The organism is Reichenbachiella sp., assembly GCF_965223055.1.
Lineage (GTDB): Bacteria > Bacteroidota > Bacteroidia > Cytophagales > Cyclobacteriaceae > Reichenbachiella.
Window position 1 is genome coordinate 481,173 of record NZ_CBDCVM010000010.1, and the last position, 22,543, is coordinate 503,715.

The 22,543-nt window shown below is 37.4% G+C and carries 16 protein-coding genes; 10 read left to right on the top strand and 6 right to left on the bottom strand.

The window, feature by feature from the left end; all coding sequences use genetic code 11:
• Positions 1–68 precede the first annotated feature (68 nt).
• The 4 genes from ACOQO5_RS09885 (at position 69) to ACOQO5_RS09900 (ending at position 6,595) form a co-directional block, all read left to right on the top strand.
• Positions 69–1,271, top strand: coding sequence for a helix-turn-helix domain-containing protein (locus ACOQO5_RS09885; protein ID WP_420581531.1), 1,203 nt, complete (start codon positions 69–71; stop codon positions 1,269–1,271).
• A 109-nt stretch (positions 1,272–1,380) separates the two neighbouring features.
• On the top strand, positions 1,381–3,747 hold the full coding sequence (locus ACOQO5_RS09890; RefSeq protein ID WP_420581532.1) for an ABC transporter permease: 2,367 nt from the start codon (positions 1,381–1,383) through the stop codon (positions 3,745–3,747).
• Positions 3,748–3,913: 166 nt separating this feature from the next.
• Positions 3,914–5,038, top strand: coding sequence for a PAS domain S-box protein (locus ACOQO5_RS09895; RefSeq protein WP_420581533.1), 1,125 nt, complete (start codon positions 3,914–3,916; stop codon positions 5,036–5,038).
• Between the two features lie 33 nt (positions 5,039–5,071).
• The gene (locus ACOQO5_RS09900) at positions 5,072–6,595 is read left to right on the top strand and encodes a sensor histidine kinase (RefSeq protein WP_420581534.1); all 1,524 of its coding nucleotides are present in this window, start codon (positions 5,072–5,074) and stop codon (positions 6,593–6,595) included.
• On the opposite strand, the gene ACOQO5_RS09905 is transcribed toward ACOQO5_RS09900, so the two are convergent.
• Complete coding sequence (locus ACOQO5_RS09905; RefSeq protein ID WP_420581535.1) at positions 6,592–7,170, bottom strand: hypothetical protein; 579 nt, start codon at positions 7,168–7,170, stop codon at positions 6,592–6,594. The two genes, ACOQO5_RS09900 and ACOQO5_RS09905, sit on opposite strands and share 4 nt — an antisense overlap.
• A gap of 188 nt (positions 7,171–7,358) precedes the next feature.
• Between ACOQO5_RS09905 and ACOQO5_RS09910 the strand changes: the two genes are divergently transcribed.
• The 5 genes from ACOQO5_RS09910 to ACOQO5_RS09930 all read left to right on the top strand — a co-directional run bounded on the left by ACOQO5_RS09910 (position 7,359) and on the right by ACOQO5_RS09930 (position 14,172).
• Positions 7,359–9,272 (top strand): OmpA family protein, encoded by a 1,914-nt coding sequence (locus tag ACOQO5_RS09910; protein ID WP_420581536.1) that lies wholly within the window; start codon positions 7,359–7,361, stop codon positions 9,270–9,272.
• Positions 9,273–9,385: 113 nt separating this feature from the next.
• Positions 9,386–12,430: a two-component regulator propeller domain-containing protein gene (locus ACOQO5_RS09915; RefSeq protein WP_420581537.1), complete on the top strand. Its 3,045-nt coding sequence runs from the start codon at positions 9,386–9,388 to the stop codon at positions 12,428–12,430.
• Between the two features lie 49 nt (positions 12,431–12,479).
• Positions 12,480–13,475 carry a ChbG/HpnK family deacetylase gene (locus tag ACOQO5_RS09920; protein WP_420581538.1) on the top strand — a complete coding sequence of 332 codons (996 nt, stop codon included), beginning with the start codon at positions 12,480–12,482 and terminating at the stop codon, positions 13,473–13,475.
• A 237-nt stretch (positions 13,476–13,712) separates the two neighbouring features.
• Entirely contained in the window at positions 13,713–13,928 is a 216-nt protein-coding gene (locus tag ACOQO5_RS09925) for a cold-shock protein (RefSeq protein ID WP_420581539.1), read from the top strand.
• A 52-nt stretch (positions 13,929–13,980) separates the two neighbouring features.
• On the top strand, positions 13,981–14,172 hold the full coding sequence (locus ACOQO5_RS09930; RefSeq protein WP_084370440.1) for a cold-shock protein: 192 nt from the start codon (positions 13,981–13,983) through the stop codon (positions 14,170–14,172).
• A 58-nt stretch (positions 14,173–14,230) separates the two neighbouring features.
• Here the strand turns inward: ACOQO5_RS09930 and ACOQO5_RS09935 are convergent, their stop codons facing one another.
• The 3 genes from ACOQO5_RS09935 to ACOQO5_RS09945 all read right to left on the bottom strand — a co-directional run bounded on the left by ACOQO5_RS09935 (position 14,231) and on the right by ACOQO5_RS09945 (position 16,576).
• A complete protein-coding gene (locus ACOQO5_RS09935) occupies positions 14,231–15,073 on the bottom strand; it encodes an IS3 family transposase (protein ID WP_420579689.1) in 843 nt (280 codons plus the stop codon).
• Between the two features lie 23 nt (positions 15,074–15,096).
• Positions 15,097–15,531: a transposase gene (locus tag ACOQO5_RS09940; RefSeq protein ID WP_420579690.1), complete on the bottom strand. Its 435-nt coding sequence runs from the start codon at positions 15,529–15,531 to the stop codon at positions 15,097–15,099.
• Between the two features lie 229 nt (positions 15,532–15,760).
• A complete protein-coding gene (locus ACOQO5_RS09945) occupies positions 15,761–16,576 on the bottom strand; it encodes a M48 family metalloprotease (RefSeq protein ID WP_420581540.1) in 816 nt (271 codons plus the stop codon).
• Positions 16,577–16,710: 134 nt separating this feature from the next.
• Here ACOQO5_RS09945 and ACOQO5_RS09950 point away from each other — a divergent pair, with 134 nt between their 5' ends.
• On the top strand, positions 16,711–18,060 hold the full coding sequence (locus ACOQO5_RS09950) for a DEAD/DEAH box helicase (protein WP_420581541.1): 1,350 nt from the start codon (positions 16,711–16,713) through the stop codon (positions 18,058–18,060).
• A 6-nt stretch (positions 18,061–18,066) separates the two neighbouring features.
• Here the strand turns inward: ACOQO5_RS09950 and ACOQO5_RS09955 are convergent, their stop codons facing one another.
• Together ACOQO5_RS09955 and ACOQO5_RS09960 are read right to left on the bottom strand one after the other, a co-directional pair.
• Positions 18,067–20,994 carry a CHAT domain-containing tetratricopeptide repeat protein gene (locus ACOQO5_RS09955; protein WP_420581542.1) on the bottom strand — a complete coding sequence of 976 codons (2,928 nt, stop codon included), beginning with the start codon at positions 20,992–20,994 and terminating at the stop codon, positions 18,067–18,069.
• A gap of 67 nt (positions 20,995–21,061) precedes the next feature.
• A complete protein-coding gene (locus ACOQO5_RS09960; RefSeq protein WP_420581543.1) occupies positions 21,062–22,486 on the bottom strand; it encodes a hypothetical protein in 1,425 nt (474 codons plus the stop codon).
• Between the last annotated feature and the right edge of the window lie 57 nt (positions 22,487–22,543).

Here is a 22,543-nt window from a genome sequence, read left to right on the forward strand (position 1 = left end):
AATCTTTATCGGATTTACCGCTAAATTGGAAAATATGGTCTTAGTTGCTTTGCCATTCAGAATGTAAAATGAAAACAACACAGAAGAATTTATTGGTAGTCCTGTGGATTGGGTTTATGATGCTTCACAGTACTGCTGTTGCTCAAAATGTAGAAGCACCGTCAGCACCTTCATTCGATACCTGGACTTCATTGTTTCTTTTTGTTTCATTGCAGGCGTTGTTTGTTTTTATAGCCTTATTCAATTTGAAAGGAGCCCAATCTCAAGCGAACAAAATCTTGGGTTTTCTGCTACTTACATTTGCAGTCATTCTCTTTAGTTATGTGTTGTATTGGACACATTACAATCGCCAATTCCCATATCTCAATGGTTGGTACCATCCACTGTTGCTAATATCAGGTGTATTGTTTTTTCTATATGTAAGAATTATTACCACGGGCCAGCCACTGAAGAAAAGCGATTGGCTTCATTTCCTATTTCCAATTGGTATCATGTTATGTTTGATGCCCATATACATTAATAATTTTCAAGGAGGGGATCGAAACAATATGGTGAATCCAACTGTCCGGCCATTCTTGATCATAGGCTTCAATGCCTATTTGAAAGTCGTATATATGGGCACTTATCTGTTTTTTGCTTTTCGCCTTTATTATCAAGCAAATCTGAAGGATTCTTATCTAAAGCCTTGGTTTAATTATTTGTTGATTAGTTATTCTGGATACTATCTAACCATTGTGCTGTATTATGCGCTAGTCAACTTTAGTTTTTTTGATGTGACATGGGATTATATGATTTCATTTGCCATGTCTTTCTTTATCTTTTGTGTCAGTTTTCTTGGCTATATCTATCCTCAGGTGCTTGCTGGAAAGCCTGTTTCGAATATTCTTTTAAGGCATAAATATCAAAATTCGGGATTGACTGAAAGAGGGGAGTTGGAATTGAAAGAGAAGTTGCTATCGTTGATGGTAGAGGATGAGCTTTTTTTGAACAATGATCTTAACCTTAATCAATTGGCGCTAAAAGCCAATACAACCAGACACAATGTGTCTCTGGTCATCAACAAATACTTTAATCAAAATTTCTTTGACTTCATCAATGCATATCGAATTAAGTATGTTCAAGCTTTGTTTCTGAAACCAGAATGTCAAGGAGAACATGTCATTCAATTGGCCTATCGTGCCGGTTTCAATAACAAAGTATCCTTCAATAAGGCCTTTAAAAAATTTACAGGGCAAACTCCACTGTCTTATAAGTCAGATAGAGTAAAGTAGCTCCCCAAATCAAATGACTTGTTATAAATAGGACAAAATAAAGTTAACCTCTGCTGCAACTATTTGAAGTTTGAATCAATCCTTAAGAAAACTCAAACTCAACTGAATCATGCTTAAGAATTTTTTCAAAATCACGCTTAGAAACTTATTCAAGAATAAACTTTATTCAGCTATTAATATCCTTGGGCTATCCGTAGGTATTGTTTGTAGCATACTCATTTGGCTCTGGGTATCTGATGAATTGTCGTTTGATAAGTTTATTCCAAAGTACAAAAACCTACATCAGGTTTGGGTGCATGCCAATTTTGACAATAAAATTAATACTTGGCAATCAATTCCTTTGCCGACTTATGAAGCGATGAAAACTGCTCACAGCAGTGTATTGAATTCTGTTGTGACAGGGTGGGGAGGAGAACGGTTACTTACTGTAGAAGATACTCGATTGCTTAAGCGAGGATACTATGCCAGCGAAGAGTTTCTTGAAATGTTCGAATACCCATTGTTGACTGGAGATCCTGCCGTTGTTTTGGATGACCCTCATTCCATTGTGATCAGTGAGTCTTTAGCACAAACGCTTTTCAAGAATGAAGACCCGATGGGTAAAGTGATTCGTTTTGAAGATCAAGTCAATCTAAAAGTAACTGGAGTTTTAAAAGATGTGCCTGATAATTCATCGTTTGAGTTTGAATTCCTTGTGCCATGGAAACAAAGGGAGATGCTCAGTGAATGGGTGGTTCGAAACAAAACGAATTGGGGTAACTATTCCTTTCAAGTATTTGTGGAGTTGAATGATGAAAACTCCCAGAAAGCAGTAGATGATGCAATAGCTACGATGCTAGCTGATAATGGGGAAGATGATATGCCGAGAAGATTGTTTTTGCATCCGTTAGAAAAATGGCGTTTGCACTCCAATTTCATTAATGGCGAAATTAAAGAAGGTAGAAATGATCACGTGAAGCTGTTTTCAGTGATTGCTATATTTATTTTGATTATTGCTTGCATCAACTTCATGAATCTGGCTACTGCCCGATCTGAAAGACGAGCACGCGAAGTTGGCATTAGAAAAAGCCTGGGGTCGACTCGAAAGTATTTGATTTTGCAGTTTATAGGAGAGTCTTTAATTATTTCACTCATCTCATTTTTGCTGGCCATTTTGATTGCGGAACTTGTACTTCCTGCATACAACAATTTGGTTGATAAAGCGCTTTATATTGATTATTCGTCAGTAGCGTTCTGGCAGATTGGTCTGGGCATAGTTTTTCTGACTGGAATTTTATCAGGAAGTTATCCCGCTTTTTATCTTTCGTCTTTTCGTCCTGTAGAAACGCTAAAAGGCACTATAAAAATTGGAAAAGGAGCAACCTCTCCACGAAAAGTCCTCGTGGTAATGCAGTTTGGATTTTCTATTTTGCTCCTTGTCAGTACCGTTGTTATTTTCCGTCAGATTGAATTGGTAAAGGATAGAGATCTAGGCTATGATCAATCCAATCTCATATCTGTAGATTATAGTGACGAGTTGGCCGAAAATTACGAAATTCTCAAAAACCAATTGCTGCAATCAGGTGCAGTAGAATCTGTGACACGCTCCAATAGCCGGATTACTTCTATCAACTCAAACAACTTCTTAAGTTGGCCAGGTAAACCAGAAAACTTAAAAGTAATATTCACTACCATTTCTACAGAATATGACTATGCCAAAACTATGGGCATTAAAGTGCTGCATGGACGCGATTTTTCAAAAGAGTTTTCTACAGATACTTCAGCAATAGTGATTAACAAAGCAGCATTGGATCTGATGGGATTAGAAGATCCTATTGGAACTACACTTGACTTGTGGGGCGAAAAAAGGCACTTGATCGGAGTAGTGGACAATGTGATCATGGGTTCTCCTTATAAAGAAGTGAAACCTATGTTTATGATTGTGAATCCTGATTGGATTAATGCTATTACTATTAGGCTAAAAAATGGCGATAGGCTAAATGAAAATTTAAAAACTGTAGAGGCGTTGTTCGATCGATACAATCCAGCCTATCCTTTTGATTATCAATTTGCTGATGTGGAGTTTCAACGAAAGTTCGACACCATCAATATGATCCAAAATCTGGCTACCATTTTTTCAATTTTGGCCATATTTATTACAGGATTAGGATTGTTTGGTTTAGCATCCTTTACGGCAGAGCAGAGAACCAAGGAAATAGGAATTAGAAAAGTATTAGGGGCTAGCATAACAGGCCTTATAGCCCTTATGTCTAAGGATTTTTCTAAGCTAGTCTTGGTAGGGTTTGTTTTATCAGCTCCCGTGACTTGGTATTTGTTAGATCAGTATTTGGAACGATATCCTATTCGTGTAGATGTACAATGGTGGATCTTCCCAGTCATTGGATTAATCGCTTTGATTTTTTCTTTACTGATAGTGGGTAATCAAGCATTGCGAGTAGCTCGTTCTAATCCAGCACGATCTCTCAGAGATGAATAAATAAAATTGACCTTTTTATTTAAATTAATTCACTCAACAGAATCGCAAAAAATAGAATATCATTAACTTGCGGATCTATTATAGTTGATCTATTTTAGACCCTCCCTGATATCCTATAATCCATTAGCGAAGGCTAGGAGTATGCATTTTTGTGAATGAAAAATTAATGGTTAGGACAAAAGCAAAACACAAGACTTTATTACAATTATCTCGGTCAGACTATTTGCATAATGGTAGATTTAAGGATTTAGTCCACGAAGTGTTAGCTGCTTTAAGTTTTGAATTGGATGTAGAGCGTGCGGGATTCTGGGCTTTGAATCAAGAAAGTGGCGTGTTAAAAAATCTTTTCCTTTATAAAAAAAGTGAAGATGAGATTGTAAAAGGAGACGCTTTTGATAGGAATAATAGTCCCAATTTATATGAAGCCATTCGCTCAAAACTGATTATCAAAATAGATGATGCTGTTGAGAGTAGGACAACAGATGAAATAAAATCCAGTTACATTCGTCCAAATGGAATCAAATCAATGCTTGGAATTCAAGTTTGGTATAAGGAAGTGATTCTTGGGGTCATATTTGTGGAAAAAACAACCGAGCTACATCGATGGACCACTCATGACAAAATTTACTTAACCACAGCAGCATCCTATATCTCACAATCCTATAGTTCACAACTACGAATTAAAGAAAAAGGGCTTCGTCAGCTAACGGAAGCTAGTTACCATTCTGTTTTCAACGATAGTCCCGTTCCCATGCTGATTTTCGATCCTGAATCGTTTACTATATTGGATGCCAACAATGGAGCTATTTCTTTGTATGGATATGATCTTGACGAAATTAGGCAATTGACGCTGAAGGATTTGAGAGTGGACGCAGGACAAACATCTAAGTCTTCAGACCTCAATTATGAACAGAAACTGAGTGCCAAATGGGAGAAATCTGAATGGCAGCACAGAAGGAGTGATGGTTCTGTGTTTACCGTCGAAATATCGGGACATTCCACTACATATCGTGAGAGCAAAGCTAGAATTGCAGTTGCAAATGACATTACGAGTGATAAAAAACAACGCGAAGAAAAAGAGGCTGTAATTGCCAAACTGGAAGATTATGCATTCTATGCCTCACATAACATAAGAAGACCGATCTCATCCATATTAGGCATTCTAGATTTGGTGAAAATGTCTTGGGATGATAGAGAGAGTTATGAAGAACTCATGGCTAATTTGCAAATTGCCACCATGGATTTGGATGAGGTTATACGTGTGATGAATGCAAAGTTAGACCTCGATTAATGAAAATATTCATAAAGAACAGTAAAGCGAAAGATGAAAAACAAAGTTAGAGATACCATATTGAAGAGAAGTAGTTTCATCATTTTGATGCTGCTTATTCTAAGTGCATTTGCTTTACTCAGAATGCTAGCAACGCATCAGGATATTGACGATGTAGCTCGAATAGATTTACCATTGGTTGAAATTTTAACTCAGATCGAGACAAATCAACTCGAACAATCGATCAATTTTGAAAGAGCTATTAGGTATGCCGAAGAGTTTGATAAAAATCAATTTGCTGAAGAACATTTTGTTCGTGCAGATAGTACCTTTCGTTATTTGGCCGCTCTGGTGGATCAGGATTTGCTCGATGCAGATGAGCAAGTGCAACGAGCTTTGAAAAATACAACCAGTAGTAGTCTGTTGTCTAAATTAAAGACGTTGGAAGTGGCTTTGAAAAAATTGGAATCTGAGCACACCAGTTATGAAAAACATGCCATAGAGGTATTGGAGCTGTTGGAACAAAGAGATTTGGAAACTGCCATGTTGAAGGCTGAAAAAGTGGAATCCGAAGAAAATGAATTCAATGGACAGATAGAAGGTGTATTGATGCGTTTAGAAATGTTTACTGAATCACAAGTGGAGTCTGTGGAGCAGGCGGAAGAAATGTCCATGCAGTGGATCGTTGTGCTCACCATCTTTTTCACAACACTTTCTTTGGTGGCCGTATACACATTTAGCTATAAGATTTGGGTGCCATTAGAGCAAATTAGAAAAGGTGCTGAAAGACTGGGTGCAGGAAATTTGGACACAAGAATCCAATTAAAACCTGAAAGTATCACTGAGGATTTGGTAGATGCTTTCAATAACATGGCGGATCGTTTGCAAGAAGCACAAGAGGAAATTGAGCGATTTACGCATTTTTCATATAGCACCGCGCACGATTTAAAGGCTCCAGTGAATAACATGAAGTCATTGATAGAAATGCTGGAAAACACTAAAATGGGTGATAATAGCTATGATACGGTATTGAAAAACGTAAAACGTAGTGCGGAGCAATTATCAATGACTGTAAACGCATTGAATGACGTGAATCATCTTAGAGCATCTCTCAACGAAGATTCACAGTTGGTGTCATTTGACAAAATATTGGCAGAGGTAGCACAAGGAATGCTACAAGATATAAAAGATTCAAATGCAACTTTCAAAAAGGATTTCTCAGCTTGTAAACAATTTAATTACCCTCCATTGCATCTGAAAAGTATCATGCAGAATTTGCTCACAAATGCTGTGAAATATAAAAACCCCGAGAAGCCACTCGTCATCGAATTAAAGACGGAAGTAAATAAAGGAAGAGTGTCTCTAATAGTGAAAGATACTGGATTGGGCTTTGATGCTGTAAAATACAAGGAAGAAATAATGAAGCCTTTTGTAAGACTACATTCTCACGTCAATGGAAGTGGCCTTGGTATGTATATCATCAGCACCATTTTGAGTTATCACCATGGCGAGCTATTAGTGGATAGTCGACCAAAACAAGGCGCTAAATTTACTGTACATCTTAATGAAATGGATTAGAAACCGGAAGCATCTTCTTCATTCTTCTTCGCTGGTTTTAGCGACTTTGGATCCAATTCTTTCAGATGATGAATATGTTCATCCACTAAGTCCACTCTTTCAGTGACAGCATCTATGTATTCAATAAGTTCTTCTTCCAAAGCCAGTATGTCTTTGTCAAATCCACCACTGTCTTTTTTGGCCATATTCTTCTCAATGTGAATTACTTTTTCGCACTCCTTTTTTAAAAAGGCTACAAAGTTTGGGTTTGTATATACAGTTTCTAAAGTCATGATGTCTTCAAGCGTTTCTTTGGCTTCTGGATCAGAACTAATATCGTACTTGTCAGTGACTGTATAGTACAATGTAGTATCGTAATGATGGATTTGATTGAGGATATCAAGTACTTTATTGCGATAGGTTTTAGAATGACAATACTCTCTCATTCCATCGTATTTCTCCATCTTCAGCGCCTCAATATCCCATGTAGTGCGCAGTTCATCTACAATAAATATGATGTCTTCGGTAGACTTTTGTGCTGACAAATAATAGGAGTTGATAACAACAAAAAGAAGGAGGAACGTAGATTTTTTCATATGGAATACAGATTGTTCTGGATGAAGATAAACAAAACTACGAGATTAACTTTAAAAGATTGAACCTGATCAGGCATAAAGCTAATATGGTCCATTTGCTATTGTTGATAGTTTGGTATTCTCAAATTTGTAATATACTGATTTGATAAAGATTCCTTATTTTGCACATACATCAACCAATTATCACAATGAGAATATTAAGTATTGTTTTTCTAACAATTGCATTCACTGCGAATGTACAAGCACAAAATTTTGCAGATGCTTTCAAAGACGGAGGGAGGTATTTTAAGCATTCCCGCTATGATGAAGCTATTGAGAAATTCAATGAAGCTTTGAAATACAATAGCAGATCTGACAAAGCCTGGTTTTATTTGGCTATGTCGTTTAAAAGAAATAATCAAGCAGAACAAGCGTCTATTGCTTTTGAAAAATTGAGAGCTGTAAACCCAGATTACAACCCTGTTCAGTATTTCGAAGGAGGGGAAGTGTTTATTGAATTGAATAGGTTGTCTCGTGCAGTCAGGTATTATGAAAAGTTTTTGGACATGTATCCTGACACTCCAAAAAACCAACTAAAAAGACACGAAGCAAAAAACAGATTGATCTATGCACAAACCAGCAGGGCGGTTAGGGAACAACCAAATACTTCTTCCGACCCAATTTTGGTTTCACAACTCAATAGTTCATCAAATGATTATGCACCACAAGTAAATCCAATGGGCACACGATTGTATTTTACTAGTGTTCGTCCAGGTGGTTTTGATAATATGCAAGATAGTTCAAGAGCCAATCATTATGGAGAAGATATCTATGTGTCTAATATGGTAAATGAATCTTGGAGCAGACCAGAAATGCTTCCTGAGCCTATAAATTCTATCAATGATGATTTTGGGTCAGCATTTACCGGTGATGGGCAAACCATGGTGTATGTGAGATGTGGTGGTAAGGAAAGTGTCGGGAACTGTGATTTATATATTACGACTTTAGATGGAACCAGATGGTCTGAACCAGTGAATATGGGTAATGTAGTAAATAGCAAAGATTGGGACTCACAACCTACGATTAGTTCAGATGGTACAAGAATCATCTTTACCTCATCAAGAGATGGAGGTTATGGAGGGGCAGATTTGTATATGACAGAAATCAATCATCTAGGTGATTGGGGAATCCCTCAGAATCTGGGCAGTACTATTAATACTCCATTAAGTGATAATAGTCCGTTTTTAGCATCAGATGGTAAAACATTGTATTATGCTACTAGTGGCCACCCTGGTTATGGTGGAGTTGATATATTTTATAGTGTATTTGAAAATGGTAAATGGGCCAAACCAATAAATCTCGGAGCTCCGATTAATTCCTCTGGTGAGGATAAAAATTTCAGTATTTCTGGTTCTGGTAAAGCTTACTTTTCTTCTTCAAGAGATAGTGATAGTTACAACATTTATGAAACAGAACTACCAGATTACTTGAAGCCAAAACCAACTGCTGTAATCGAAGGTATTGTGGCTAATGCTAATACGAATGAACCTCTGGGTGCTTTAGTTATGATTGAAGATATCGATACAGGTGAGTTAATTGCTATCAACAAAAGTAATTCTGAAAGTGGCGAATATTTAGTGGTTTTGCCCGCGGGTAGAAATTATAGTGTGTCTGCAAGTAAGGATGGCTATTTCTTTTATTCACAGAGTTTTGATTTACCTAAGGATACCACCTACCAGGAAATCACCAAGGATATTGGTCTAGAGCCTATAGAAAAAGGAACCAAGGTGGTCCTAAACAACATATTTTTTGAATCAGGTCGGGCAGAGCTAAAACCTATTAGTTATGTAGAATTGAACAAAGCTGCTGAATTACTTCAGCAAAATGGAACCATGGTAATTGAAGTAGGAGGTCATACAGACAACTTAGGCTCTGAGGATTCAAACTTAAGATTGTCTCAAGCTAGAGCGAATGCTGTTGTCGATTACTTAAAACTTGCCGGTGTTGAAGAATCCCGCCTCCAGGCTAAAGGCTACGGGGAATCAGTGCCCCTTGAAGACAATAGCACAGCAGAAGGAAGAAAGGCCAATCGGCGTACAGAATTCGTAATTGTAGAATTTTAGTAAAAGATTCATGTTTTGACCAACTAAAAATGATGGCTCTTTCAATTCAATTGTTTTTGATTTATCTTTTGTTGAAGGAACCTGAAATTTTTAGTTGGTCATAAAAAACATGCATGAGAAAACTCTTAGTTTTTGTATTATTAGGCATTTGTATTGCAAAAACTGTATGTGGACAGGTAAGTGAATTTGACCCTAAAGATCCCATTCAGAATATTAGTCTAGCACAATGGACAGCAGAAGATGGCCTTTCTTCTAATAATCTTACGCACGTATTTCAGGACTCCAAAGGACTTTTATGGATTACCTCGTTTAATGGCGTAATGATATTTGATGGCGAACGTGTAGAAATCTACGACATCAATAATTTGGACTTATTGGAAACAGATGGATTTTACACTGTCACTGAGGATTCGAACGGAATTATATACTTGGGTTCTCAGGGAAGTGGAATAATAAAATACAAAAACGGGGTGTTTTCGAAGGTAGTAAGTGAGAAAGGGCACCTACCTAAATCAGTACCTTCTATTCTGGTAACTCAATCAGGGCCCATTTATATCGGTAGCAATAACCAAGGCATATTCAAACTAAGTGAAGGAAATGCAGAATGGATTGATGTCCCTGCCTTGAATAAGAGTACAGTGAGTAGCATCAAAGAGGACAGTCAAGGACGAATTTGGGTAGCAACTGAGGGCCAAGGTTTATTCTGTCTTAAAAATGATGAACTGGAACGACATATTTCAGTGTCAGATGGGCTCCATGACAATTATGTAGAAAGCATAGCACATACCGACGATGGGTTATTGATGATAGCAACCACCAAAGGGTTGCAGTATGTAGATGCTTCAGGTGTATTGATTTCAATAGAAGGTTTGACCAATGTTTACATAAATTATTTGTTCGTTGATCAATGGAATTCAGTTTGGGCTGGTGCTGAAAATGGACTAGCTCGCTGGTCAAAAAATCTGAATAAAGTAGATTGGGTATTTGGTAAGCAAGGCATCGACTTGGTTCGTCTCAGTTCTATTATGATGGATAGAGAAAACAGTCTCTGGCTTACTTCCAGTAGAATGGGCTTAGTTCGTTTGAAAGAGAGCAAGCTCACTAATTTGACCAAACCTCACCTGTCAAGTAATCGAATCAACATCATTCACGAATCTTGGGATGGTAAATTTTATATTGGCACAGATCAAAACCAACTTGACGTCTATAAAGGTGATGTTTACGAAAAAGTAGAAATCTCCACAGACTTAGGAGGTAATGGTGTTAGAGATATTTATCACGACGATGACGGTTCATTTTGGCTGGCAACTTATGTTGGGATCATACACAAAGTGGGGTCAGATGAGACAGTTTACTCGACAGATAACGGCATGCCAGCCAATAATTTTCGCCTAGTTATCAAAGATAAAAATGGTGTTTTGTGGTTTGGGTCAAGGTCGGGAGGATTAGTCAAATTTAAGAATGGTGAGATCATTGAAATTCTAAATAATGAGAATAAACTTGAATCAAATTTCATTCTCAGCCTTACAGAGTCTTCTGATGGAAAATTGCTTATTGGCACTCACAGTGGTGGATTATCCGTTTTGAGCCAATCTGGTGAAGTTTCTACTTTTCATCTTAAGGAGGATGATGCTGGTGTCTTGTTATTCAATATTGATTTGATCAATGATACTGAAGCCATAGTTACAGCAAATGTTGGTTTATTACATTTTGATAGCAACCGATTGGAACAAATTAACTTAAGTTCTGACCGAAGGAGTAAGACCTATTTTGACCTTGTCGACGATGGTAAAGACAATTTCTGGGTCACTACCAACTTAGGTGTGTTGCAAATGGATAAGGCGGATTGGAACAGTTATATCAACAATGAAATTGAGCAAATTCCATATACTGTTCTAGACGAAAATAGTGGAATGAACAATAAAGAGTGCACTGGTGCTACAAGATCACTTTTAACATCTCAAGGAAAAATTATGGTTCCCACCTTAGGTGGAGTCTGTCAGATTACTCCAGACAAATTGCAAGTGAGCGAATTACCACCGGACGTACTGATTAGAAATGTAATTATTGATGAAGTCAAATTGCCCCTTGAAGCAGAATTCTCTCTGGTTGAAGCTGGTGCATTACGATATATATTTGAATTTGCAGCCATCAGTTATACAGCGCCTGAGCGAAATCAGTTTAGTTACATTCTTGAGGGTTTCGAAAAGGAGTGGAGTAATCCAGAATATTCCGGGCGAGTGGAATACACTAATCTACCGCCAGGAAAATATACCTTTAAAGTTAAAGGCGCAAATGAATCCCATATATGGAATGAAAATCCAACGAGTTTCTCCTTTACGGTAGAGCCATTTTTTTATCAAACCCTGTGGTTTTACCTATTGCTTTTATTTCTGATCATTGGAATATTCTTAATTATCTACAAGTGGAGAATTTCATTCATCAACAGACAAAATATCGAGTTGAAAAAAGTCAATGCAGAATTGGATCGCTTTGTATATAGCGCTTCACATGAAATCAGATCTCCTTTGTCTTCAATATTAGGTTTGATCAATTTGGCCAGAATGGGCGAGCCAGAGAAACAACTTGAATATTATGATCACATTGAAAAAAGTGTCAATCGGCTAGATGATTTTATTCATGACATTGTGGATTATTCCAGAAATGCTAGGTTGGGTATCGAAGTAGAAGCAGTAGATTTTGAAAAGACGATTTCTAATATATTAGAAGATATTAGTCATACACAAAATTTTGGTGCGATTCAATGCGACGTAAACTATGACATGAAAAGCCAATTTTTCAGTGATCCAAAAAGACTGAAAATTGTATTGAGCAATATCATTACAAATGCATTTAAACATCATCAACCGGACCGAGTTGAAAGGCCTTATGTTTCAATAAATGTTGAAGTTAAAAAAAACTTAGCTTTGATAACTGTGAAGGATAATGGTCCTGGAATCGAAAATAAGCACATGTCTAAGGTTTTTAAAATGTTTTATAGGGCAACAACGCGGAGCGAGGGTTCTGGCTTGGGACTCTATATTGTGGAAGAAACATTGGCCAAATTGCAAGGATCTATAGTTGTGAAATCTAAGCAGGGAAAGGGAAGTACATTTAAAATTACCGTTAGAAATTTAAAGGTATTGCAAGAAGAATAGATTAAATTATTAGTGAATCACTAGTTTTTTGATTGATTAATTCAAAGCCATGAACAAAGTAATATTCACTGCTGATGACTATGGAGCTATTCCTGCTATAGATACAGGAATTATAAAGGCAATACATGCTGGGAAAATCAATTCTGTGGATTCTTTTTCTAATCACCACCAATTTGAGTCTAAAATAAAACATTTGATGGATGAATGTGATGGCAGCAAATTTGAAGTTGGATGCCACCTGACTATTTCGTCCGGCAAACCGGTATCGGGCAGGAAGATTGGCCTATTGACTCGGAGAGGGACCTTAAGTTTACGAAAAGGGAAATACTTTAAAAAGTATACACAAATGCGTCGGACTCGGCATACCCATCGGGAATTAAACGACCTGCATTACGAATTGAGTAAACAAGTCGAACAATTTGACAAGTTCAATATTCCCATTACACATTTGAGCAATCATCACAATACATTGTTTTTCTTTCAGGATTATCATGAATTATTTTTCAGAGTGGCTAAGGAAAATAATCTGGCAGTTCGTTCGCCGCTAAATATTCCCAAGGCGATGAACGATCTCTATATGTCCATGGTCGTTCTTAGAATGTTTGATAATATGAGTAAAGAAAACAGGCATCGAATTCTGACACATACGCGTAGAATGAGATCTTTTTTGGCTCACTATGAAGATTTGCCAAGCATGCCTATTGCGCTGAATACTGTTCACTATGGGCCTTTGGCTCTTCCAACCAATCAGCTCACGGATCAAGAAGTGAGTGCTTTTGCAGATGAGAAAAACTTAGCATTGAGAGAGGAACTAAGTGTAGATGCTCCTGAAGAAGAAGTTATGGAATATGTTTTTCATCTCATAGATGATGATTATTCCAAACTGGGTGAATATTGTAAACAGACTAAATTTTCAAAATCAAAGTATACAGGTATTGACTCTGGATATTTTGATAGTAGAATGGCTGAACAACGAGCATTGCTTAATTTCGATCTAGCCACCTTAGTATCTTTTGAATCATGGACTCAATTAAGTGCCGGTTGAACCTAGGAGCTTTTCTGTCATTGGAAAACTTGTTGACAAGAGAATTGTCATTAGAGATATTTTCAATAAAATGGAATGATACCCTTTATTATAAATTAAAGAGCTACCTTTGTAACTGGAATCTGTAAGATCCTTCCCGCATTTGTCTTTTCTACACATTTTTAGGCTTATCCGTTTTGATTTTATTTTTTCCTTAAATGGGTAAAGTGCTCATTATTTTAAAAGTAAATATACGATATGTCAAAATCCCAGAATAGCTTCATCAAGAATCAGAAGGCCAAGAAGAAAATGCTTAAGAAGAAGGAAAAAGAGGAGCGACGAAAGGAAAGACAAGAAAATAACAACAAAGGTGGTGATTTGTCAGATATGATGGCATACGTAGATGAGTTTGGAAATATACTTTCTGAACCACCAGAACCCAAAGTTGAAAAGAAAGAAGACAATAAGGACTGAGTGCCTAAACCATAACTTAAACAAAGATTTTTTTTTAATAATTTAATAAACAATGCAAGGAACAGTAAAATTTTTCAATGACGCCAAAGGATTTGGTTTCATTAAGCCATCAGATGGAGGAGACGACATTTTTGTACACACTTCAGGTCTAGTGGATGAAATCAGAGAAAATGACGAAGTTGAATTTGACACCGAAAGAGGTAAAAAAGGAATCAACGCAGTAAACGTAAAAGTTTTGGGTTAATCCTTTCTTTTGATATTGACTAGTCCTAAATAAGCGTTACAGATTTTAGGATAAAATATTAGATAGCATCGGGTTTCAACTCGATGCTATTTTTGTTTCTATAGTTTCTGATCTTGACCTTATCTTGCTGGTGCATAAGGGCTGGTGTATTCATCCAACAGCTCCAATGAGGCCGATCATGATTGTAAATATAAATACTCTGCTCAATGAGTTTGTCCATTAGTGTTACATCTGATGTGGTGATCCCTAAGATAAATTCATGTTTCAATATCCCATTCACCCTTTCGGCTATAGCATTTTGATACGGATCATAGGTTTCTGTCATACTACAAGTAATTGCTGCCTCATCAAGCAACTGCTGATAAGCATCGCAACAATACTGCAACCCTCTGTCTGAGTGATGGATCAACATTCGCTCAGGATATATACGATTGGCAATAGCCATATTAAGGGCTGATATTGCACCTGAAGCATCTAGGCTTTTCGATACATCATAGCCCATGATCCGCTTTGAATAAGCATCCGTGACCAGCGATAAATACATCGGGTTTTTCCGTGTTCCAATGTAGGTGATATCCGATACCCATACTTGCTCAGGCCTTTGTATGGAAAGCCCATCAATAAGGTTTTTATGTTTTCTAAATCGATGATGTGAGTCAGTAGTAATATGATATTGTCTCTTAGGTGCTATTTGGAGGTGATTTGCTTTCATAATAGCAAATAGCCTGTCTCTTCCAACTCCCAGCGGCTGAAGTTGGTCATAAAGTAAATGATACAACTTTCTGGTACCGATACGAGGCATTTTCATACGCACCTTTTCAACCATGATTACTACCTTGGTGGCTATTTCTTGCTTTTGTTTACTCCTTCTGATAGAGCGGTAATAGATTTGCCTATTCATCCCCAACAGTCTACAGATCTGGGTTACCCCTTCTTTTTGTTCAACCTTGAATCGATCAACTGTTGGGGTAAAGACTTTTTTCTGATAGGGAGTTTGAATTCTTCTTCGGCTATGTCGATCATCATATCAAAGAAAATAGCTTTCTTATCTGCGTTTTCAACCTGCTGTTCAAGCTCTTTTTTCTGTTTTTCCAACAGCCGTACTTTCTGTTCGAGTTCGTATAGTTTTTGGTCTTTAGATTTTGGCATCCGAAGTGTTGATTTATTGACCCAATCAAAGTTACCGTATTTCCGAAGCCAATTGGTAACTGTAGAGTGTGACTGAATACCATACTTGCGAGCGGCGGCTTTTATACCTAACTCTCCGCTTTCAACTTCTGACACAACTGACAATTTAAAAGCGTAGCTGTAGTCCTTCTGTGTTCTTTTAACATACTTGTTCTCTGTGAGTTCGTTCATGACGTCGTTTTTTGTGTAACGCTATTTCAGGACGAGACATATCATACAAAAAAATTAGCGAGTTCTTTCGAACTCGCTTTTTTTTTGCCCTTTCTTCGCTTGATTAAATTATTTGTTGATAATAAAGTCAAGATCTCTTCTAGTCAAACTACTAACCCAGACACTTCAATGTTTACAATAACTACAGCATAGATTATTCACGTTTTTATGATTGGATCATTGCTATTCGCTAGGGCAAACTGGCTTTGAAGTCATCATAGCTCATGCCAGACTCTACTACAGCATCTTTGCTACAACCCAAATCATTGGCTTTAGCATTGATATCTTCTACTCGTGAATCTGGAGAAGGGTGAGTGCTTAGCCATTCCGGCCCACTGCTTTGACCAGATTCGGTTAATTTTTCAAAAAAGGTTGCAGCACCATTGCACGCATAATCGGTGTCCTGTAAATAGATCACTGATTGTTCATCTGAATCTGCTTCGTCTTCTCTACTGAATTTTAAAGAAAAGAAACCTGATGCCATCTGAGCTAATTGGGTATCACTGGCTTCACCGAAAATAATTTGAGAAAGCAATTGCAATCCGAGTTGCTGTTTCATTTGATCACTGGAATGTCTTTCAGAAGCATGGGCAATTTCATGTCCCATGACACCAGCTAAATCATCCGCCTTTTCCAGATATTTTATAAGTCCTGTGTAGACGTATATATATCCTCCAGGTGTAGCAAATGCATTAAGTACATCTTGGTCAATGATTTTCACTTCATCATACATGAACAAATCTTTGTATTTCACATTGTCGCTAGCCACAATGGAAGCTGTCATGCTTCTTATGTAGCTGTAAGCTTCTGGATATTCTGATTCGGAGAGCACAGGATAGTTGGTGGGGTCTGCGGCAATTTGGGCAACAACTGACTGACCTAGTTTTACGTCATTGGAAGGAGTAAGGCCTGTGAGTTGATCCAATACAGATCCATCTTCTTCACTACACGAAAAGAAAAGAATGCAAATAATTAGCGCATTGAATGAAGTTTTGAGAAATCCCATGTATTAATTGATTTGATAAACAAAATGAATAATTCTTGATTCCAAAGTTAATCAAAAGGAAAGAATGATGATCTCAGTGAATGGGCTCTTTTCAGTCCTTTATATTATATCTAGCTTTGTGCAAATTTTATTGCATGAATAGTTTCGGTACTTTACAACTCAAGAATCCACTTAAAAATTCTATTGCTGACTTAGGGTTTGAGCAACCCACGCCAATTCAGATACAGGCATTTCCGGTGATCTTGTCAGGTAAGGATGTCGTAGGAATTTCACAAACAGGAACAGGTAAGACTTTTGCCTACATGTTGCCGTTGCTTCAGGAATTGAAGTTTTCAAAGCAACAGCACCCAAGAATATTGATACTGGTGCCTACTCGAGAACTTGTCACTCAGGTGGTGGAACAAATAGAAACACTGGCGAAATATATAAATGTCAGAGTCTTAGGAGTCTTCGGTGAGTCTAACATTAGAGTGCAAAAAGAAGCATTAGCTCAGGGGCAAGATATAATTGTTGCTACACCTGGTCGTTTATATGATCTCATCATAAACCGTGCACTTCAGCCTCGTGATATTGCTAAGTTGGTGATAGATGAAGTAGATGTTATGCTTGATTTGGGATTTAGAATTCAGTTGACCAATCTTTTCGAATTGCTTCCCTCGAGAAGACAGAATATCATGTTTTCAGCTACTATGACTGAAGAAGTGGACGCACTGATTGACGATTTTTTCACTTCACCAGAGAAGATAGCTGTGGCTGTCAGCGGAACACCTTTAGATAATATAAGACAGTTCTGTTATGCGGTGAAAAACTTTCACACAAAAACAAGATTGTTGAACCACATCCTGGAGGATAAAAATGAGTTTCATAAAGTGGTAGTTTTTATTTCCAACAAAAAATTGGCCGATCGCTTATTCGAAGCGGTTGAAGATTCATTTGGTGCACAAGTGTGTATTATTCATTCCAATAAATCCCAAAACTATCGTTTGCGATCTGTGGAAGAATTTGATGAAGGAAGTAAACGTATTTTGATTGCTACCGATGTCATTGCGCGAGGCTTGGATTTGAACAAGGTCTCTCACGTCATCAATTTTGATGTTCCAAACTATCCGGAGAATTATATGCATCGAATTGGGCGAACAGGTAGGGCAGAGGAATCAGGAAAATCCATCTTATTCTATACGGAAAAAGAACAAGAACAAAAAGAGGCCATAGAGTCATTAATGGATTACTCGATTCCATCAGTTGGCTTTCCTGAAGAAGTAGAAATTACTAATGAATTGATACCGGAAGAACGGCCGAAAGTCGCAGAAAGCAATTACAATAGAAATACCAAACCAAGAAAGTCCATAGTAGTGGATGCTGAGAAAAAGGAGAAAAATAAAAAAATAAATCTTGGTGGTTCGTATAAACGAAAGCTGGCCTCAAAGCATAAAAAGCCTAAAACAAGAGGGGATAAGAATCAAAACAAAAAACGTCGCAAATAAATTTTTCTAGTTCAACAGGACAAAGGCACCCCAGTAATAGGGTTCTGGAAAATCTTGTCTGAGTCTTTTTTGAGCAGCAATAAAAGCCTCATTTTTATTTTTTCCACTCATCCATTCACTATAGAAATAGGTCATAAGGTTTTTGGTAGCTTCGTCGCTGACCTTCCATAGACTCATAATGACTGATTCTGCTCCAGCCACCTGAAAGGCACGCTGTAATCCATATACTCCTTCGCCAGATTTGATCTCACCAAGACCAGTTTCACAAGCACTGAGCACCACAAGGTCTGTGTCTTTTAAATCCAGGGTAAGAACTTCATAAGCTGTTAGAATCCCGTTGTCGGTTTTGTTGGCTTCATTCTCATGTTCATAACCTGACGATCGCATAGCACGCTCTGCGTTGGCCAGCATTAGTCCGGACCTAAGCAATGGGTTGGCTTTGGCTTGGCTGACTTCTATACCCAAGACTTTTTCGTTAGAAGTGTTTTCCTCAGGAAGAAAAAAACCATGAGTAGCTACATGCAGTAATGATGGAGAGTTGATTTTTTTGAAATTGGCCTCTGAGGCATTGCCTTGCAAATAGGTGTCTATTTGATACCCTTTAGATTTTGTTATTTGACTTATCGTTTCAATCTCAACTTTGGTGCCTGGTAAAGCCGCCAACAGCCCTTGATTTCCATAGTCAGGGAAGCCAAAGAAATCGGCCTTCTTTCTATCCAACTCAAGAGTTGGATTCAGTATATCACGCGTACTGGAATACAGGTGAAAATTCATTCCATCAGATACGAAAGATTGATCAGGCTTTCTGAGTGCGCTGATATTGACTTGGAAATACACTCCATCAAGAGATAAGTGCACTTCTTTAACACCTTCTAACCTTTTGTCAACGGCTTGCCAGTACTTTTCATAGAGTATGGGGTTGTCAATTTTTAAACGAATCATATTTCTATATCCTTTCGCATATTTTCCATCCAGTTCATTACCATTTTCGATAAGACTCAAAGTAGGGTGGAGCGCATTTGGGTCAGCGATGAGGAAAGCATATTTTTTCTCATTAGTAAAACTATTCTCAAATGCAGGAAAGCCAATCACCTCAATAGCCACAGATGTTGGATCTAATTTTGCTTTGATGTCTGCTAACGTAGCGCTCGGTAGCTTATTGGCTGTGGAAAAATCCGAAGAAGCTTTGCTCAATTCCTTTTCCAATTGATTGGCTTTTTGTTCTGCGACTGCCAAATCAATTTTCATTTCGCCTAGTTGGGTTTTCGAATAGGTATAGTAAAGAAGCAGGTCTTCCTTGGCTCGTTGCCAGCTCAAGAATAGGCTTTTGAGGTTTTCATCATCACTACTCAGTATCTCATCTCTCATTTTGGTAGAGGAACTAAACAATATGCCTTTAGTTTTTAATTGGATATTATACATCTCCTTAAGTAATGCAGGATCTTCTATTCCTCGCTCGCAGGCATAGTTGTAAAATTTCAAAATAGATGGTCGGATTTGCGCCCAATATTGACCTTTTTCATACTCACTCATTGCGGCGAAGTTTTCTTCTACAATATCCAAATTGGATGAGATTACCTTTTTGAAACGTTCATTGGCCATGGCGTAATTGCCTTGTTTCCAGTCCACTACTGCCAGGTCTTCAAGTGATAGGAGATAGTCAGGGTGTTTTGTGCCGAAATATTGTTCGTAGGAACTATTGACTTCAGCTAAGATGTTTTGCGCTTCTTGGAAATTCCCTTGGTGTAAATGAAACTTGCCCAGATTATGGTTAGTCTTGATATAGGCAGGGTGTTGCTGGTTGTACTTTTGAGCAAATATTCTGAGTGCATCTTCAAGCAGTGACTCTACCTGATTTAATTTGCCGGATTCCATAAGAACGCTCGCCAAATAGTTTTCAACATTGGCATAGTCGGTTTGATTTCTTGCCATTCGCTTTCTTTTCAATTCGAGTACCTCATTGAAAATACTTTCTGCCTCTTCATACTTCCCAGAACTATAATATATAAGGCCTTGATTAATTTTGAAGCTAACATTGTCACGTCCTTTTTTTCTTAGTTCATCACCGGCCATAGTCATCGCTTGAGCGATAGAATTTTCAGCTTCTTCGCTCTGGCCAATTTCATTATAGTATAGCGCCAGGTTGCTGGTCATTATGGCGTGAGATAAAGAGTTCTCTTTGTTATGCTTTTCTAATAGATCAGCGGACTTTTGAAAGTACTCCTCAGATGCAGTATACTTTCCTTGCGACTGCAAGATCACAGCATAGTTGTTGTATAGTGAGGCCAGTCCAATCGATTCCGTTCCAATCTCTTCTTGGAAAAAGCTAATAGTTTCCTTCATAAGACCTTCTGAAAGATTGTATTTACCTTCTGCATGCATGGTAATAGCTAGGTTGGCTATAGTTTTTCCTATGGCGTACTTTTCTTCAAGTGATACCGTATCGATATTAAGCATCTGACGAATATCAAAAGCTGCGTCCAGTGAGATTTGGTCGAAACTTTCAGTATTTGTAAATAAGCCTATGGCCTCTAAGAATTTGTAGGTTGCAATTTCAGGATGGATGTAAATGGAGAATTCGGCAGTACGGTTCAGTGCAAAAATCTTTTCATGGACTTCTGGTTCTATAGGTTCTTCATCTTCACTGTAATCAGCTCCTAAAGTGTAAAGCAAACTCTCCTTGCTATCGCGATTGGCAAAAAAAGAAGCCCTGTTGCCTTGAGAAAAGATATAATTGTAAAATGAAGTGTCTTTTTTAAGTTGTTCGGCTTTTAGTTTATCTACTTCTTTGTCCGTATCTAAAAGTGTACTTGCCGTTTCGAGATGTTCCTTTTTTACAAGGTCGTCTATTTTTAGCTTTCCTAGCTTGAATTGAGCAACAAGTGGCTGGGATAAAATTAGTAGAAATAGGATGGGTGATGTTAGGTGCTTCATTTTAATCAAATTGGGTATTCGAAGTTATAAATTATTATGAAACACTTACGGACAATAACCAATCTTCTTATTTCGAAGAAGATCTTCTTTTGGTTAGTTTGCTTTCGTACTGGCTATTGGATAACACTTGATTCATCATTTTGATCACATCGTCAATTTCTAGGGACGTATCATTGATATGCTTGAGCATCTCCGGAAGCTCATCTTGGTCGAATGCATTATTGTTAAGTAATAAACTTGTCAATCCCAGGAGTCTGGATAAAGGTCCTCTTAATTCATGGGAGGTTTGAAAAGCATATTCTTCAAGATTATTGAGCAATATCTTACGCTCCTTGTCCTGTTTGCTTTTTTCTGTTATGTCTAATTTATTTAGCCAAAGCCATTGCACTTTGTTGTCTTCTATTTGTGAAGTGATGTGACTGATGAACCAACGGTCGGTATCATGGATAGATTCTTCCAAAGTTATTCCATCCAGACTGTAATTTTGTTCTACATAAATCTCCATCAAATTCCTCATCGAATCTCCATGATCCATAATAAAAGACAAGCTTTTTTGTTTTAGGTTTTGTGGGTCATTCTCGAGATAAAGATTGGCAAAAACGTGATTACATTCTACTATTTTAAGGTGCTCAATTAGGTGGTCAACCTGCTCTTTTTTTGACAAATTAATATCTAATGGTGGGTTTAGTTCAAGTTGTGCAATTCCTTCAAAACTATTGGTAAACAGTTTTCTGTATTTTTCCTGACTTTCCTTCAGTTCATTGGCAATGGCTATCAATTCAATTTGTTTGCTTTTCAGATCTTCGGTTCTTTCTGCTACTACCTCTTCTAAGTTTGTGGTCAATCGGTCAAGTTTCTGATTGTTTTCTGCCAAATTGATATTAGATTTTTCGTAGATATAAAGCAGATATCCAATGATTAAATTGAATATAGTCCAATAGTATATCGAGGTTTGGTAAGTGTAAACATTATCAAAAAGTAGTTCCGCAGTTTGCTCATTGCTGTCAAAGTAGAGTAAATATGATTGTTGATAAAATATGCAAATCAAACTAAACAGCATAGCGCAAGTAAAAATTGCCGGCTCTCGTTTATAAGAAACTAAAATTTGTGTGACAAGCGATAAACCTATGATGCTGAGATCAAAATGAAAATAATAATCAGATGAGGTACCTTGAATAACTGGATCAAGTACTAGCCAAAATGCAATCCATGATAACAAATATATCCAGCGGCTGATATCAAAATATCCTTGTCGATTGAGGAAGTAGCATATTAGGGAAGCAACTCCAAACATCAACCTTGTAAACTGGTCAAAGTTTAACTGTTCGATCGGAACTAAAAACTCCTTAATGTCCAATAGGTAAGAAATGAAAATTACCACAGGAACTGCCAGAAAAATAACGTTGGCTAGAATAATTCTTTCCCGGGTCGTATCTGACCTTGAGGAAGTTCCAACAATAAAATATTGATCAATAAACTTTCTTATTAACACAGTCTAAGTTTAGTTATGTATATAAAATACCAGGTGCTGTTGTTTACTTCAATTTAA

Coding starts and splice junctions, on each gene's coding strand:
- ACOQO5_RS09885 (WP_420581531.1), top strand. CDS start 69: ATGAAAACAACACAGAAGAATTTATTGGTAGTCCTGTGGATTGGGTTT.
- ACOQO5_RS09890 (WP_420581532.1), top strand. CDS start 1,381: ATGCTTAAGAATTTTTTCAAAATCACGCTTAGAAACTTATTCAAGAAT.
- ACOQO5_RS09895 (WP_420581533.1), top strand. CDS start 3,914: ATGGTTAGGACAAAAGCAAAACACAAGACTTTATTACAATTATCTCGG.
- ACOQO5_RS09900 (WP_420581534.1), top strand. CDS start 5,072: ATGAAAAACAAAGTTAGAGATACCATATTGAAGAGAAGTAGTTTCATC.
- ACOQO5_RS09905 (WP_420581535.1), bottom strand. CDS start 7,170: ATGAAAAAATCTACGTTCCTCCTTCTTTTTGTTGTTATCAACTCCTAT.
- ACOQO5_RS09910 (WP_420581536.1), top strand. CDS start 7,359: ATGAGAATATTAAGTATTGTTTTTCTAACAATTGCATTCACTGCGAAT.
- ACOQO5_RS09915 (WP_420581537.1), top strand. CDS start 9,386: ATGAGAAAACTCTTAGTTTTTGTATTATTAGGCATTTGTATTGCAAAA.
- ACOQO5_RS09920 (WP_420581538.1), top strand. CDS start 12,480: ATGAACAAAGTAATATTCACTGCTGATGACTATGGAGCTATTCCTGCT.
- ACOQO5_RS09925 (WP_420581539.1), top strand. CDS start 13,713: ATGTCAAAATCCCAGAATAGCTTCATCAAGAATCAGAAGGCCAAGAAG.
- ACOQO5_RS09930 (WP_084370440.1), top strand. CDS start 13,981: ATGCAAGGAACAGTAAAATTTTTCAATGACGCCAAAGGATTTGGTTTC.
- ACOQO5_RS09935 (WP_420579689.1), bottom strand. CDS start 15,073: ATGAATAGGCAAATCTATTACCGCTCTATCAGAAGGAGTAAACAAAAG.
- ACOQO5_RS09940 (WP_420579690.1), bottom strand. CDS start 15,531: ATGAACGAACTCACAGAGAACAAGTATGTTAAAAGAACACAGAAGGAC.
- ACOQO5_RS09945 (WP_420581540.1), bottom strand. CDS start 16,576: ATGGGATTTCTCAAAACTTCATTCAATGCGCTAATTATTTGCATTCTT.
- ACOQO5_RS09950 (WP_420581541.1), top strand. CDS start 16,711: ATGAATAGTTTCGGTACTTTACAACTCAAGAATCCACTTAAAAATTCT.
- ACOQO5_RS09955 (WP_420581542.1), bottom strand. CDS start 20,994: ATGAAGCACCTAACATCACCCATCCTATTTCTACTAATTTTATCCCAG.